The 16859-nt window shown below is 37.9% G+C and carries 8 protein-coding genes and 1 tRNA gene; 5 read left to right on the forward strand and 4 right to left on the reverse strand.

Features of this window, described 5'->3' with window-relative positions; translation table 11 throughout:
* Positions 1–81: 81 nt before the first annotated feature.
* Positions 82–666, reverse strand: a complete 585-nt coding sequence (locus J7604_RS09045) for a hypothetical protein (RefSeq protein ID WP_293894407.1) — start codon at positions 664–666, stop codon at positions 82–84.
* A 154-nt stretch (positions 667–820) separates the two neighbouring features.
* On the opposite strand from J7604_RS09045, the gene J7604_RS09050 reads away from it, so the two are divergent.
* Entirely contained in the window at positions 821–2275 is a 1455-nt protein-coding gene (locus J7604_RS09050; protein ID WP_293894410.1) for a hypothetical protein, read from the forward strand.
* A gap of 109 nt (positions 2276–2384) precedes the next feature.
* On the opposite strand, the gene J7604_RS09055 is transcribed toward J7604_RS09050, so the two are convergent.
* Entirely contained in the window at positions 2385–2780 is a 396-nt protein-coding gene (locus tag J7604_RS09055; RefSeq protein ID WP_293894413.1) for an START-like domain-containing protein, read from the reverse strand.
* A 115-nt stretch (positions 2781–2895) separates the two neighbouring features.
* On the opposite strand from J7604_RS09055, the gene J7604_RS09060 reads away from it, so the two are divergent.
* The 3 genes from J7604_RS09060 (at position 2896) to J7604_RS09070 (ending at position 11791) form a co-directional block, all read left to right on the forward strand.
* Positions 2896–2969: transfer RNA gene (locus tag J7604_RS09060), tRNA-Met, on the forward strand.
* A gap of 1449 nt (positions 2970–4418) precedes the next feature.
* Positions 4419–10589 (forward strand): gliding motility-associated C-terminal domain-containing protein, encoded by a 6171-nt coding sequence (locus J7604_RS09065; protein WP_293894416.1) that lies wholly within the window; start codon positions 4419–4421, stop codon positions 10587–10589.
* 242 nt (positions 10590–10831) lie between these two features.
* A complete protein-coding gene (locus J7604_RS09070) occupies positions 10832–11791 on the forward strand; it encodes a type IX secretion system membrane protein PorP/SprF (protein ID WP_293894419.1) in 960 nt (319 codons plus the stop codon).
* A 372-nt stretch (positions 11792–12163) separates the two neighbouring features.
* On the opposite strand, the gene J7604_RS09075 is transcribed toward J7604_RS09070, so the two are convergent.
* Together J7604_RS09075 and J7604_RS09080 are read right to left on the reverse strand one after the other, a co-directional pair.
* Positions 12164–13675 (reverse strand): arylsulfatase, encoded by a 1512-nt coding sequence (locus tag J7604_RS09075; RefSeq protein WP_293894422.1) that lies wholly within the window; start codon positions 13673–13675, stop codon positions 12164–12166.
* 8 nt (positions 13676–13683) lie between these two features.
* Entirely contained in the window at positions 13684–15183 is a 1500-nt protein-coding gene (locus J7604_RS09080) for an arylsulfatase (RefSeq protein ID WP_293894425.1), read from the reverse strand.
* Between the two features lie 307 nt (positions 15184–15490).
* On the opposite strand from J7604_RS09080, the gene J7604_RS09085 reads away from it, so the two are divergent.
* Positions 15491–16852: a hypothetical protein gene (locus J7604_RS09085; RefSeq protein ID WP_293894428.1), complete on the forward strand. Its 1362-nt coding sequence runs from the start codon at positions 15491–15493 to the stop codon at positions 16850–16852.
* Positions 16853–16859 lie beyond the last annotated feature (7 nt).

A 16859-nucleotide genomic window follows, 5' to 3' on the forward strand; every position in this document is an offset into this window, starting at 1 on the left:
CTTCCCTTCAACTTAAGTGGTAAACTGTTTAAGTACTTTCAAACTAATACTTTAAGCTTTTCGCATTCAGCTTTTAACTTTCTACTTTAAAAAATCTATTCTTCCCAGAAATAAGATTTCGTAAATTGACTGAGCCACAGCTGAAAGTGGTTTTTCCATTAATTCAAGTTTAAAATTAGCTACAGATTTACCTTCCCAATATGCACAGTGCATTCCATTTTTTATGTGGTTATCAACCAATAGAGGAGATTTTAGAAAATCAATCCAGGAAAGATCGTGTTTGGAATAAGTATAAGTCCCTACAGTAACTCCTTTTTTTAATTCTCTTTGGCTTACGTGAAAATCGTGAGATTCTTTATAAAGCATTGCATCTTCTTCATTTTCAAATAAAAAAGTTGCAACGAGGCGAGAAGGATATTCTTTAAATTTATTTTTTCTCACCAGCTCCAGGTTATGTTCTGTTTGATAGCCTCGTAAGAGATTGCTCTGAAAGGGACTAATATATCCAGAGAAGTTCTGGTTGGGTAAAAACATCAAATTATCCTCACGATTACTTACAGAAACAAAAGATCCCATCATTAATGCATTATAATAAGCATAGACATCCTTGGGATTTATCCATACATAAAAATGTTTTGGTTCTTCAGATTGAAAAAGATTTTCCATAAGATTTTGATTCGCAGAGTTTTTGGTAGCTTTTCATGAATTATGAATAATCAGATTTACTTCCATTTATGAAAAACTCCTTAGCTATAAGGCAACTGAATTTTTTCTATTTATGTTTGTGTTTAATTAATCAAACCTGGACTTCTTTTAAAACATGACTTTAAAAAATTTTTATTGGATAATAGTATTTGCGTTGCTACTTACATTTGGTTGTGAAGAAAAGAAAGCTGATAAAGAGGGGAAGGACTTAATAGTAAGTGAAACTAGTTCGGATACTGTCACCAAAAAGAGGCTTGAGATACAATTAACACCTGGAAAGATTCAAAAAGTTAAAGCATCCAGGGATTCATTGGTCAGATATAGTCTTTATGTTCCCAAGAGTTATTCAGAATCAAATGTATATCCTATTGTATATCTGTTCGATCCTCAGGGGGATGGAAACTTACCTGTGGAAAAGTACAAACAGCTTGCGGATCGGTTTGAAATGATTTTGGCAGGATCTTATAATTCGGAGAATGGCCTTGCCTGGGATAAGATTCAACCAAAAATAATGGTAATGATGGAAGATTGTAAATCTAAATTGTCTATTGATAAAAATAGAATTTACACTTCAGGGTTTTCAGGTGGATCAAGGGTTGCCAGTGGAATGGCAATTTCAGGTGAAGAAATAAAAGGTGTGATTGGATGTGGAGGAGGATTTCCCGGAAAGTCGAACAATATAGGTTATCCTTTTGATTACTATGGAATAGTAGGGGAGGAGGATTTTAACCTTGGAGAAATGAGACAATTGGATATGTCTATGAATAATTCCGGAATGTCACATTTCATTTATGAGGTAAAAGGTGGACACCAATGGCCAGAAGCTCAGGATATGCAAATAGCTTTTCTATGGCTAAAAATGAATGCTATGAGAAAAAATGCAATTCCTAAAAATCAATCCCTTATTGACTCATTGTCAAATGTAGGAATGTCTGAAATAAACCTGAAAAAGAAGCAAAATGAAAATTATGAAGCTCTATTGGCCTGTAAAAAATGGATAAGCATTTTAAAAGATCTGACTTCTGTTGATGCTTTTAAATCAGAGGGAAATGCCTTGTTTCAATCTGAACCTGTAAAAGCCACACTTGCAAAGATTACTATCGTAGAAGAGAAAGAGATAGAGTTAACAAGAAAGTTCTGGACTGCTTTCGAAAAAGAAGATATCCAATGGTGGAAAAGCAATTATTCCAGTCTTGTGAGTATGGCCCAGAATAATACACTTCCGCGTGAAGAGAGAAGTATGTATAAGAGATTGAAAGGATTCTTAGGACTTGCAGCTTTCAGCTTTTCCAACTCTGCCATTCAGCAGACTGATTATGAAAAAGCGTTGAAGTTCTTACAAATCTATGAACTTATAGAACCTAAAAACTCTGAACATGCCTATCTGCATACTAAGGTTTATGCTGCAAAAGGAAACTGGAATCTTGCACATAAAAGTTTGAAAAAGGCAGTAAGTCTTGGTTTTATAGATATTCATAGAGTGGAAGAGGATAAGATTTTTAAAAATGCTCCGGACCAAAATGAATATAAATTATTACTTTCTCAGGTGAAGCTTAAAGCAAAAAGCTAAAGGCTAAACACGTAAAGTGAAAAGATTAAAGTAAAAGGAGCTGGAAACTGATATGTTTGTCAGAAGCAGTAAAGAGAAGGGTTAAGGATTCTCTTTACTGCTTTTTATTTTAGGCTCCTACCTTTTCTTTTAGGTTTTCAATAAGTCCTTTCCACATATTCTGGAGATCATTGCTGTCATTATCTGAATAATCCACGACTTTAAGAAAAGAAGTTTGAGTGATTTCATTTTCCTGAAGAGAGAATTCCAAGTATGAATTGTTTTTCAGAGTTTCTGTTTCTTCAGGTGTAAATTCAAATTTTACATAGTGGTTATTCTTTTGAGCTACTTTCCGTGCTTTCTGTAACCTGCCATCCCAGAAAAAATCAAAGAGTTTTTCATCTTCAGCAATCACCTTATCTGCAAACCAGGTTTTTAGACCTAGGGCTGTGCTTAGATAAGGAAAGATCATTTTTGAGGAGGCATTGATTTCAAACTCCGCAGTGTATTTGAATTTATTTTCCATAATAAAAAGATTCTCAAGGGGTATTGCCCCAATTCTGAAGCAAGATAAAAAAGTTTTGGTAAAAACTTGCTTTTTGATAGATGAGTTTGTTACATTTGCACTCCGATTTTGAAACGGCGAGGTAGCTCAGGTGGTTAGAGCGTTGGATTCATAACCCAAAGGTCGGGGGTTCAACTCCCCCCCTCGCTACGTGATACAGCAAGAGTAGGAAGCAAGAGCAAGAGAATTTTAATATAGAGAAACTCTTGCTCTTGCTCAAACTCTTGCTTATTTTTTTTCTACCCAGCTATATATATGTTCGACTTTGAAAAATTGGAAGTTTACTCCAAATCAAAATCATTTCACTATAGCACTCAAATTTCTTAGAGAAAATCAATTAGAATTATACTGTTTAAAATCAGTTAAGTAGAGGTTTATTTAATATACATGATGAAAATACCATTTTACGGTATTGATAGCGAATACTTGTTAAGATACCTTTGCATTGTCTTTCAACCAGTTATTTCTGACATAGTCCATTTTTTAAAAGGTTAAGTTGAATAAAATTAAACAGGCTGCTCATACAAGAGCAGCCTGTTTTTTTTAGAGTACCAATCGAAATCCTTCAGCGGTTTTTTACTTTATTCTAATCTTTAATAAGATACCTCCAAAAGGATATGAAGGGGAGTATATCAATTCTAGTAATACCCCAAAATGTATAGTTATTTCAGCAAGGGACAAAAACGAATTTTTCAAGGTTGTAAGTAATGTCAGATATAGCTAATGTATGGCTGATGCATGGCTAATATATGGCTAATGTACGGCTAATGTATGCGTGAACTATACGGAAACTATACGTGAGGTATACGAGAACTATACGTGAACTGGCTACTTCTCAATATTTGCAAGGGATTTGGAGGATAGTTCAAAAAAGGTATACTATTAAACCTAAGGAAAATTTTTAGCAAAAAAAAATAAAATTTTTTTCCTCTCTTAATTCATTTTACCAATAATTTTTTTTAATGAAAGTATTCCGGCTGATTCTGAACAAAATACAGCAATGAGGGTTTTGCAGCAGAATAAAATATCCTAACCATTAGTATATTTGAGCATCGAGGGACAACTCTCTCAATATGGAGACAAGGTGTTTCAGACTTGATCTCTTTGGTACTGTTGAATAAGGATTGGTTGCTACAATGCGTTGTTTTTAAATTGAATATATTCTTTTTATTATCAATGTTTTATAACGGACTATGTTTTTGGTTAAGAATTTTGTAGCAATTTTTTTTACTTCACTGGTTACTTTTCGTGGGGATATGAGTATCTACAAAAAAATTAAAGAGGACTTAATTTAGATATAATGTAAGGAAAAGGATGCTTGTTAAGGAACAAGCCTTTCCTTAGGAGCGTAAAATTCAGAGTAACCCCATTAAGAGTTGTTCTTTGCTGCCTGTAAAATCCTCAATCTCATATTAGAGTTGAATGTCAACGAAATAAGTTAGTAATTGAATAAATTACTATTAGAAATAAATAAATTGAAATAAAAAAATTGTACAATTCATTTGTGCGATTTCACAAAAAAAGGAAATGCGGAAATGTGTATTGAAAACAATATATAGATTTAATAGTATGGTCAAATTTGTAAGGTTTTTTATTGTTTTGTCAATTTTATTTTCTTCAGGACTAAAGGCTCAGGACTTATTGGTTTCTGGAGGAAATACAGTGTCAACCATTATTTGCTCTAATGGCTTTGTATTTACCTGGGGTAATAACAAGGCGGGCCCGACAGGAGGTGAAGTATTGGGTATTTTGGGGGGCGGAACAACTAATGCAATTGAAAGTTCCCCGGTAAAGGTTATTTTTCCTACCAATGATCCCTATTTTAATTCTATCAATTCTGGCATAACTGTAAAAGCCGTTGATGCCGGATCTGGAGCTCACTTTATAGCAGTGGATTGTTATGGTGGTGCATGGTCGTGGGGGAATAACGGAGGAGCAATGGGGATAACAGGTACAGGAAGCAATGCTGCTGCTACTACAGTTCCTGGCCGTGTAAAAAGAGGAGAAGCACCTGCATCTCCCAATGCTTTACTCTCACAATATCTGGTTGATGTGAAATATGTTTCAGGTGGTAATGACAATAGTTACGTAATCTTAAATAATGGTACCGCACTTGGATGGGGACGAAATGACAAAGGTCAATTAGCTAATGGAAATTTTACAAACAGCGCGACGCCAGTTTATATCAGAACACCAGATGGGAATCCTTTAACCAATGTTATTCAGATAGAAGCTGGTGATGAAACTGCCTATGCTCTTGTTGATCCTGATGGAGATGGTTTAGGTACTGTCTATTCATGGGGTGCTGGGACTGGTACTTACGGAGGTACAGGAATGTTGGGAAGAAATGCAGCAGGAACTGCAAATAATGGAGCAGAAGTTGCAAACGATAACTATGCTCGCCCTGTATTGAAAAAAGATGGTACTCCACTTGATGGAGTAGTTTCTATATCAGCTGCAGACGTTATGTGTCTTGCTATGGACGCTACAGGTTATGTTTGGGCATGGGGAAATGATGGATGGGGTTCTATGACAGGACAAGGAGCTACAGTAGGAAACTTCTCTGATCCAAGACGAGTAGTAGCCGGAGAATGGGGAACCACTGCTGGGGCTGGACTAGGTGAAACTTTTCTTAAAGCAAAAGCTATTTCCGGAGGACAAGGATATGGTATGGCTGTTACCATAGACGGAAAACCTGTCGCTTGGGGTAATAATGGAGCTTGTGGAACCTCAGGTTCAGGAGGGCATTTAGGAAATGGTACTACTGCTCAGTCTGCATTTCCTGTTTTTATCAGAAGAAATGCTACGACCGTTGATAATAATGTGGTAAGTATTTCAGATGGTGATACATGGGGGTTTTATACAACATCCAATAATCTTATCTATACATGGGGTAATAATGCAATGGGACAATTAGGTATCGGAAGTACTACCTGTGCTAGTTATGCCACACAATTTACCTTACCTCCTTGTGCATTCCCAGCACCAAAACCGAAAGCTACTATTTCTCCAAGAGACTTTTCAGTATGCCTTTCAAAATGGTCAGGAACTACTTTAAACTCAGGATTTGTCATCAGTGCTTCACTTGAATCGAGTTATAAAATTACGTGGTACAAAAATGGCGTACAGGTAGCCACCGGAGATGGATCCGCGGTGACTTATAAAGCTATATCAGAAGGTACCTATCAGGTTAAAGTTGAATATGTAGGAACTGATGTACCCTGTAGCAAATATGTGCCTGCTATTGATGAAATTACGATATCTACATATCCACAAGATTTTACTGTGCCTAATGGTTTGACATTTTGTGGAAGCACAGTGTATCTCAAAACTGCAACCGGCAATGGTTTATATGATTGGTATACAGCTGCTACTGGAGGAACAAAATTAGGAACAAGTTACCGTCAGGATAGCGTTGGTGTTGCCAAATCTGCTATTACAGAGAAAGTTGGTACAGATTATTTTGCCTATGTGGAGCAAAAAGGTTATGCAAGCGGAAATACGGGTGAAATTAAGCCTGCAACTTGTGGGTCTGGAAATCAAAACTCTATGAACCCGCCTTCAAATTCTAACACCATGATCAGAGTTTATTCTGAATCTGTTACAATCGATACTGTTACTGTATATCAGAATTCGGAATACCAGGGATCTACCAAGAATTATACATGGCAGGTTTGTGTTTACGGAACTAAATTAACTAATGGAAAACCAATTGCGGATAGGTCAAATGTAATTGCTTGTGGTACTGTAGTAACCCGTCCTGGGGTTGATCAGCCTGGAATAGGTCAGCTTAAGCTTCCTGTGGGAATAACGCTGCCTGGATCTGCAACAGGAACAGATTACTGGCTTGGTTTTAGCGCAACAACTACAGGAACTGGTATCTATTTCAAATGCAATCCTAATTGGCCAGTATTAGACGATGTTCCTGGCGGGGAGTTTCTGAATATGATTAATGTTGACAATTATGGTAATCCTGCAAACGCTCCTGAATGGGGATTATTTGCCAACATCAAATTCCACTCTGAGCAAAGATATTGTGACAGACTAAAAGTAAAGCTTACAGAAAACTGTCCTTGTTCTCAGCCTAAAACTGTAATAGTCAACAAGGGGTTTGATAACGATACCACAATATGCGCAGGTAGCAACCTGATTATCACTGGAGAATATATGCTGGATGCAACTAAGCCTGTTCAAAATAAGCACAGATATTCATGGTATAAAAAAGTGGGAACAGTTGTTACGGTCATCACGGCTCCTACTGTTGTAACGACATCTCCGGTTACATTAACATTGAGCAATGTTACTGCTGCGGATGAAGGGATATATTTCTTTAAAGTAGAGGATAGTGACGGTATTACAAGTATTAGTTCTTGCTATTTGCAGGATTCATTAAAACTTACTGTAGACGTACCTCTGCCAGTAGGGGGGATTGGAACTAATCAGATTATTTGCAGTGGAAGTAAACCAGACGATTTGCAAAATATTAATACATTAACTCCTGGCACTAAATTTCAGTGGAGAGTAACTCCTGCAAATCTAAGCGGTGCAACTAATTTTAAAAATATTGTTGGGGCCAATACTAAAGATTATACTTTCCCAGGTGCTGCAGATACAGCATTTTATAATACAGGAACTACAAATAAAGTATATTCTTATCATAGAAGAGATAGCTCAGGCGTTTGTCCTACAGTTATAAGTAATGTGGTAACAATTACTGTATTGCCTGAGTTAAAGCCTGGTACTATCAGTGCCAGCCAGGTCATTTGTAAAGGTACTGCTCCTGCTCCATTGACTCAGACACCTGCAACCGGAGGATCGTTAACTTATGGTTATCAATGGTTATCTTCTCAAGATCCTGAAGGTGTGTTTGATGTTGTAACAGTTGGGACAGGGCCAACTAATGCGCTGTATGTACCTCCTGTTCTTAGCGACTCTATTTATTATACAAGAAAGGTTACCTCTACGGCTGGTGGTGCGATTTGTACAGCTTATTCTGATACAATAAAAATAGCAATGGTGCCAGATATAGCTGAAGTTAAGATTAAGTCGGACCAGACGATCTGCTATAATACTCCTGCTGCAAACATTACAATTTCTACTCCTCTGACAGGAGGATTAAAATCTGGAGATTCCTATTCTTACAGATGGGAGTCTCTTGCGGATGCTTCCGGCAGCACATGGACAGGACCAATTGGGACTACTGCAGGATATGCACCGGGAACTTTGACTGACACCATGCAATACAGACTTGTGGTAACAGGAAGCTGCGGTGCAGCATCAAGAACTTCAAATGTAGTAAAAGTTACTGTGCTACCTGACCTGAAAGGAGGAACAATAGTCGGAGGTGGGACAGTTTGTAGCGGTGAGGATCCTGCCGATATTACCAATCAAACATTACCTTTTGGTGCAAATGGATTAGCAGATTATACCTACGATTGGGATGTGACTCCAGCTATTCCGGGAACATTAGGTTACTCTGTACCAGTATTCCCTGCTAATAATGGCTCAGTTGCAGTTACGTACTCAATAAAACGAATTGTAAAGTCCAATCAATGTTTAACATCAGCAGAGAGTAACGTTGTGACCTACACAGTAAATCCAACTGTTAAGCCAGGAACGATAGGTGATGATCAGCAATTATGCAGCGGAAATACAATCAATGCATTAACCCAAAAAACTCCTCCAACTGGTGGTGATGGGACGACTTACACTTACCAATGGCAATATTCTTTGACAGGTACACCTGGGTCATTTGCAGATGTAACACCTGCTGCAACAGGAAGCAGCTTTACACCGGTTCCTCAGGCTTCAACTATCTACTTCGCACGTTTGGATAATTCTCCAGGCTGTCAGGCAGTATTATCTATTCCAGTTAAAATTACTATTTTGCCTGGAATTCTTGCTGGTAGCATAGGTTCTGATCAGGATATATGTAGTGGGTCATATGCTGATACTATAAAAACCAAAACGCTTCCATCTAATGTTTCAGCTGCAGCCACTTCGGTCTGGAAAATATCCACAACAAGTGCTTCCGGACCATGGTCAAATGCACCGGCTCAGTTAGTGCCAAGCGATGTATTTTACAAATATCCGGCATCTCTAACAGCCGGAACAATCTGGATTATAAAAGATGTAAAGGATCCTAACGGTCCTCCTCTTTGTAATACTGCACAAACAGCTCCTGTTAAGATTGTCACAAGAGCTCCTTTAACTGGTGGACAGATAGGAAGTAATCAAACCATTTGTGCAGATGGCGATCCTGCAGCCTTTACTGAACTTGTTGCTCCGACGGGAGGAAAGGATGATGTTGCATACAAGTATTCTTGGCAATATTCAACAAATGGAACGAGTTGGAATACAATAAGCAATACTAACAGTCCGGTTTATGATCCAGGTGCGTTGAATATTACCACTAGATATAAAAGAGTAGTTAACGATGTTTTAGGGTGCGGACCTGTAAATAGCAATGAAGTGGTTGTTACTGTAAATCCGAATTTAACTCCTAAGGTAACAATAAATGATCCTGGACAAACCTGTACCGGAGCTCTGATGACATTTAATGTATCTACCAAAGAAAACGAAGGTTTAAATCCGACTTACGAATGGACTGTAAACGGTACGGTACAAGGCACGGGTACTAGTTTCTCAAGTAGTACTCTTGCTAATGGGGCTGTGGTTGCTGTTAAGCTAACATCTTCTGAACAGTGTATTACTCCGCTTACCAACCCTGCTATTTCAAATGCAGTAACAGTTCAGATAATGACCAATATAACGCCATCAATTACGCTTGCTGATCCTGGTAAAATTTGCGTAGGCACTCCTACTACATTTATTCCGAGTTCAAATGGTGGAGGAGCAACTCCTTCCTATCAGTGGTATAAAAATGGTCAGCCAGATGGAACTTCAAGTACTTACAGTGGTATATTTAATGATGGAGACCAGATAAATGTTGTGATGACTTCTGTTCTAAGTTGTGTTGTGCCAGGATCAAACCCTGCAACTTCCAATACCATTAGCATGCAAGTCCTTTCAATACCTCAGCCTAATATAGTTGAGTCTGATGCAATTTTCTGCTCAGGAGATGATACAACCTTTACTTCAGCAGTTGGTACAGGGACAACATTAATGTGGTATAAAGACGGATTACCATTAAATATCACTACACCATCATTAACTGTGTCACAACCTGGTATGTACTACTTAAATGAAGATAACGGCGTGTGTCCTAGATTCTCTGATACAGTAACTGTTGTTGTTATTCCTACTCCAATTGCTAATGCAGGAAGTGATATCTATGTTCTTGAAAATACAGTTGTCACATTGAACGGTAGCGGGGGCGACCTTTATTCATGGTCTCCTGCAACAGGACTAAACTTCACTGATATACCAAATCCTACATTTACTGCGACTGATAATACTATTTATGTGTTAACTGTTGCTGATGCTACGAACACATGCTCTTCTACAGATGAAGTTGAAATATTTGTAGAAAGACCTGTTAAAATTCCGAATGCTTTCACACCTAACAAAGACGGTAATAACGATACCTGGGAAATTGAAAATATTAACGGATTTCCTAATGTTACCTTCGAAGTGTATAACCGTTGGGGAACTCTGGTTTGGAAATGGACAGGAAACCTGAAACAATGGGATGGAACAAACTACCGCAATGGTGAAGTGCTTCCTGATGGAACATACTTCTATGTGATAGATCTGCATAGTGTGATCTTCAATGAGCCTTATTCGGGATATGTACAGATTCTGAAGTAAGCTTAAAGCGGAAAGCATAAGGCTTAGCAGTATAAAGTTGAAAATATAAAGTTAAAAGCTTTCTTTGTCATCCTGAGCCCTGCGAAGGATCTGAGGTTTAAAGAACTTAAATTCCTCGTTCCTCGGAATGACAAAAGAGAGAAAGATTAGAGTTGAGAATGAGTAATTCACATTCATTAAAGTCTCCCTCCTTGCGGGCAGACGGACTAACAAAAGATTTAAGTAAGAGTTAAATGGCAACAATGAAAAAATATTACTTATCAGCCTTACTAGTATTGGTTTGTTCGGTATTTGCTTTGGGACAGCAGAAACCACAATACACCCTGTACATGGTTAATCCATTTATGCTGAATCCTGCAGTTTCAGGAACTGAGGATTATACGGACATCAGATTAGGTTTCCGAAAGCAGTGGGTTGGTTTTGAAGGTGCTCCTCGTACAATGTATCTGAGTGCTCACACAGCTCTTGGTAAGTCAAGAGTTACCAATAACAGGTCAAAGAACAAAAAAAATGGGTTTCATGGCGTAGGAGCTATAATATCTAACGATGTTATAGGACCAACGAAAAACACAACCATAGACCTTGCATATTCTTACCATCTTCAATTTGCAAAGAACCTGTATGCATCTTTGGGTATAATGGGAGGACTTCAACAGTACTCTTTAAATGCCAATATGCTGCATACTGCTAATCCTGACGATGCTTTACTCGCAAGCTCATCCAACACTTCGCTAGCCGATATAAACACTGGATTTTGGGTATATTCAGATAAATTCTTTGTAGGAGGTTCTATGGTTCAGGTAATGCCACAAAATCTTTACAATCAAAAAGATGGGGCTATTACGTCAGGCAAACTGGCTCAACACTTCTTTGTCATGGCAGGTTATAGATTCCCAATCGGGTATGACTTTGCTCTAATTCCGTCTTTCTGTGTTAAATCAGTATCTCCGGCACCTGTTTCTTATGATATCAATGCAAAACTTCGTTACAAAGATTTCTTATGGGCAGGAGTATCTTATCGTAATACAGATGCGATCGCTTTTCTTGCAGGTGTTATCATTAACAATACATGGGATATCAGTTACGGATACGATTATACAACAAGTGATATAAGACTATATAGTGGTGGTTCTCATGAGATAGTTGTCGGATACAGACTTAAAATGAAGAACAGAGTTATTTGTCCTTCACACTTCTGGTAACAGGAATTAAATGTCTGAACTGGGATTTATGGGATTAAAGGATATACAGAATTATCTTTGAGCATTAATATAGTTTATATTTGATATAAAAGGGTTTGCGAGAGCGAACCTTTATTTTTTTCATGATTTTTGAGAGACTTTGTGATGTGATATTTGATAAAGTTACTGTAACCTTCCCATTATTAGGACAATCCTAAAGTAGATTGATTAATTTATTGAAGTACAACATTGACTTCTACAAATTTTCTTGGAGTAAGCCCATTTAATGATTCATGTGGTCGTTTATTATTGTAGTCTTCCATCATTCTGATAGGACTTTTACTTGGAATAAGAAGCAAGCAGAATTTAAGAAATAACAGAATCCTCCTTTCTCTACTCCAATTTATCCCCCAAAGCCTCTAACCTAAACCTCTTCACCTCGGGCTGCTGGTGACTTTCTTTGAAAAATTGCTCTACCTGACTTATAATATCAGGGAATTGTGCTGACATATCCTTTAACTCCTGAGGATCCTTCTCAAGATCATACAGAGATGTATGCAAATTACCATCTTTTAGATTTTCTCTTATAGCTTTCCATTTACCCCACCTGATGGCCTGTTGTCCGTTATGCTCAGGAAATTCCCAATAAAGATATTCGTGACGCGTTTGCTGCTTGCCTAACAAAACAGGAAGATAGCTGATGCCATCATTCTTTTTTGTTTTTTCTCCAACAATGTCAAGTACAGTTGGGTAAAAATCATAAAATGCACTGATATGATTACTCTCAGTTCCAGCCTTGATCTTGCCCGGCCAACAGGCTATGAAAGGTACTCTGATACCACCTTCATATACTGTTCCTTTTAACCTTCCATCTTCCTCCGGAGATGGACCTGCTGAGTTGAAATAGGCAATATCAGCTCCTCCTGCAAATGTAGAACCATTGTCACTCGAGAATATAATCAACGTGTTGTTATATTGTCCGGTTGCTTTTAATGTTTTTACCAGATCGCCTACTTGCTCGTCCAGATTGGATATCATGGCAGCACGTGTTGCTTTAGGTGTACGGTTAGGATAATATTTTCCTTTATAGTATGGCTCTTCTTTGCCTATTTTTTTCTCATAATATTCTACCCATCTATGCAATGCCTGGAGAGGAGCGTGGGGAATCACAGAAGCGTAAAAGAGGAAAAACGGTTTCTTATGTTTGGTATTGAGAAATGCAAGGGCTTCTTTATGCATCACTTCAGGAGCGTAATCAATAAGTTCATAATTGGCATAGGATGCTTTCTGATATGGATCTGCAAGTGAGTCCAGCATTAAATGATAATCTACAAACTTATTTTTAAGTGGTACAATCTCTTCATTCTTCCAAAGATGAGTAGGGTATAGCGTATGCGCTTGACGCTGACAATTATATCCAAAGAAGAAATCAAAACCCTGCTTATTAGGAGTGCTTTCAGTGTATGGTGCTCCAAGTCCCCATTTACCAACCAGTGCAGTAGTATATCCTTTACTCTTCAATACTTCAGCAATAGTAAGAATGCTGTCAGGCATTGGTCTTTGTCCTTCTAGCTTGGGATTTTCATTCATAGCTTTCAGACTCCATACATCTCCTCTTTCTCCCCATTCGTCATTACCTCTGATATAGGCATGGCCCATATGTTTGCCGGTAAGTAAAGCACAGCGCGAAGGTGCACAAACGGGAGCACCGGCATAATGCTGTTTCAGGTTGATACCATTTTTTGCTAAAGCATCTATATTAGGCGTCTCAATAATTTTTTGGCCATTTGCACCAATGTCACCGAAACCGAGATCATCGGCAAGGATGTAAACGATGTTGGGCTTTTGCTGGGCTGAAAGCTGATGGCATAAGAGTATTGCCAGTATGATAAAGTGTTTTTTCATTTGCTAAACTATTTGTTTCTGATCTCCTCCAAATGCTTTTCAAGTCTTTTTACTTCTTCTGTTTCTTTTTCTGCCAGATTGTTCCTTTCGCGTGTATCTGCCTTCAAATCATACAACTGTGGAGAGGGGCTATTACCCAGCTCAACATTCGTTCTTGATTTGGCCTGTCCGTCGGTAGGAGTGATGTATTTCCATCTTTCTTCCACAATGGCATATGCGCCTCCTGATTGAGTATTGATGACTAAATCTTTTCTTCCTATTCTGTCTTTGCCAAGCAACGCATTCAATTGATTTTGACTATCTACAGCTTCTTTAGGAGTGCTTTGTCCGATCAAGGTACTTAGACTCGCAATTAAATCGACTTGACTTATCAGGGCATTGCTTACACCTGGTTTTACTTTTCCCGGATATCTGACAATAAAAGGCACTCGGGTGCCTGCTTCAAAGATGCTGTATTTACCACCTCTTAGATCTCCTGCAGGTTGATGGGCGCCCAATAGTTCTACTGCTTGGTCCTGATATCCATCGTCCAGTACTGGCCCATTATCACTACTTAAGATTACCAGAGTATTTTTATTCAGTCCATTTAGTTCAAGTGTTTTCAATATTTCACCAACAGCCCAGTCAAATTCCAATAATGCATCACCTCTGGCTCCTAATCCGCTTTTGCCGGCAAACCTTGCATTTGGCACTCTTGGAACATGAACGTCGTGAGTGGCAAAATACAGGAAGAAGGGCTTGTCTTTGTTTGTCTCAATGAATCCCACTGCTTTATTAGTAAAGGTATCTGCCATGTCTTCGTCCACCCATCTTGCAGCATTTCCTCCTGACATGTAACCAATTCTTCCCACACCATTGACGATTGTAAAGTCATGACCATGGGAATGTTTCACTTTAAGCAGTTCAGGATGTTCTCGACCGATTGGTTCATTGCCGATTTTGTTTTTATAATCTATAGCTATCGGGTCTTTAAGATCCAGGTTCACTACTTTGCCGTTTTCTACATACACTGTTGGAACTCTGTCACCTGTTGCAGCCATGATATATGAGTATTTAAACCCTATGTCATTTGGGGATTCTTTGATCGTTGCGTTCCAGTCAGGACCAAGTGAGTCTCCAAGCCCCAGATGCCACTTTCCTATAACTGCGGTTTCATAACCTACATTTTTAAAAACAGATGCTATTGTTGGGCTACCTGATTTAATAAGTGCTGTGGCATCACCAGGCAATACCTTTATTCCAGTTTTTCGCCATGGATATTCACCTGTAAGAAGAGAATATCTGGAAGGAGTGCAGGTAGCAGCAGTGGTATAGGCTCTGGTAAAAACAAGTCCTTCCTTTGCAAGCTTGTCCACATTGGGAGTTTGTAATTTATTTTGAGGATAATAACAATGAAAATCTCCATAGCCGATGTCGTCCGCATAAATGATTACGATATTAGGCTTTTGTGCAAATAGGAAAGAGATTTGGAATAGAAATAAAATACTTAATATCTGGTTTCTTTTCATTTATATACCTTCATTGAAATAGAGATAATTATTCATCCGCTAGCTGGACGGACGATAAAAGTAATAAAAAGGAAAAATAAGCTCTGTCAATGTTGTATACTATACCACAAGGAGAGTGGGACAGTGAATGAGGAAAACAAACAAGCTTTTTGTAATCAATGAATTATGTTGTTGGGTTCTCGAAGGTTACTTTTAAGGTAAGAGAAGTCCTCATTACTGTTTATATTTAGAAAAAAAGAAATTTTATAATAGAATAATTTTTGTTAAATTTTATCGTTCAATCTGATTAAATATAAACTTTTTAATAATGAGCAGATCTAATCTTTTCCTTGGTATTATTATCCTTAACAGCTTTTTGTATTCATGCACCACTAAGAAGGAGCTTTCATCTGAAAGTACTGAGTCGATTGAAAATAAGCTGCTTCAGCCTCCAATAACAATCCTCAAAACAAAGGCCGAATTTATCAATTTTCGTGATGTAGAAAATGGTGGTTTGGTTCGGTTATCAGCAATGACAGAAATGGAGGTTCCTGTAAATGCATTTGTATATGCTGACGGCACTCCTGTAAAAGGACAGGTACAGTTTAAATACAGGGAATTCAAAGATGCCATAGATGTAATTTTAAACGGTATCCCAATGGAATATGACAGTGCCGGGATGCAAAATATATTTCAGACTGCTGGTATGTTTGATATAAACGGATATCAGAATAATAGTCCGATTTTTATAAAAGAAGGAAGTAGTCTTAAAATTAAAATGACTACAAGTATATCAGATGGGAGCTATAATGGATATGAACTTGATACAGTCACAGGAAAATGGACTTATCTCGTTCCAATGCCTGTCTTGGCTGGACCTGCAAATACCGATGGTAATAAACTAGATGATGAATTTCCAATAGGTCCTGCTGCATATGACCCTAATGGACACATTGTTGATCTTAAAATAGATGTAAAAAATTACCCAGAGCTTGCCTCTCTGAAAGGATTGATGTGGCAGTATGCGGGAGACGATGTGAATGCAGATTTGGTAAATAATAAGGACCTTTATAAGGTTAATTGGAGGAATATGGAACTGCTTCCAAAAGATCGTGAGAAGTCTGTTTTTCAATTGGTATTGAAGAGCAATACTAAATTCGATACACTTCTCGTAAAGCCAGTATTAGTTGGTAAAGCTTTTGATAAGGCTTATGAACAATTTATAGCAAATAAGGAGGAGTATATCCGAAAGAAGAAAGAAGAGATGGGGATATTGCCGGATTCAAAAAGTATAGTTTCAAGAGTCCTCGCAATAAATCGTTTCGGTTTTTATAACTGTGATAGAATTTATTATTCTAATGAAGCGGTAGCAGCTGATCTCAGCATTAATACTGATAATGACGAATATAATAATAACAGTGAAGGTAAAGTTTATCTGATTTCAGGGGATGCCAGAGTTGCTTATAAGTTTGCAAAAAGCAATTTGAATAAATTTCGATTTTTACAAGATGCAGATAATGCATTAGTTGTTATACTTCCCAATGAAAAGGTTGCTGTTTTTTCTAATAATGAATTTAAGAAGCTTGATCTTAAAGAAATCAGAAAGACAGGTAAATTAAATGTGGATCTGGAAACCATGCCTGAGAATATTGTTTCAGCGGACCAGATCAGACGATTGATAGGCGCCTGATTCATGC

Source organism: Sporocytophaga sp. (genome assembly GCF_017745095.1).
Lineage (GTDB): Bacteria > Bacteroidota > Bacteroidia > Cytophagales > Cytophagaceae > Sporocytophaga.

What these genes read in the sequence shown, in the direction of transcription:
- J7604_RS09045 (WP_293894407.1), bottom strand. Translation starts at nt 666, where the DNA reads ATGGAAAATCTTTTTCAATCTGAAGAACCAAAACATTTTTATGTATGG.
- J7604_RS09050 (WP_293894410.1), top strand. Translation starts at nt 821, where the DNA reads ATGACTTTAAAAAATTTTTATTGGATAATAGTATTTGCGTTGCTACTT.
- J7604_RS09055 (WP_293894413.1), bottom strand. Translation starts at nt 2,780, where the DNA reads ATGGAAAATAAATTCAAATACACTGCGGAGTTTGAAATCAATGCCTCC.
- J7604_RS09070 (WP_293894419.1), top strand. Translation starts at nt 10,832, where the DNA reads ATGAAAAAATATTACTTATCAGCCTTACTAGTATTGGTTTGTTCGGTA.
- J7604_RS09075 (WP_293894422.1), bottom strand. Translation starts at nt 13,675, where the DNA reads ATGAAAAAACACTTTATCATACTGGCAATACTCTTATGCCATCAGCTT.
- J7604_RS09080 (WP_293894425.1), bottom strand. Translation starts at nt 15,183, where the DNA reads ATGAAAAGAAACCAGATATTAAGTATTTTATTTCTATTCCAAATCTCT.
- J7604_RS09085 (WP_293894428.1), top strand. Translation starts at nt 15,491, where the DNA reads ATGAGCAGATCTAATCTTTTCCTTGGTATTATTATCCTTAACAGCTTT.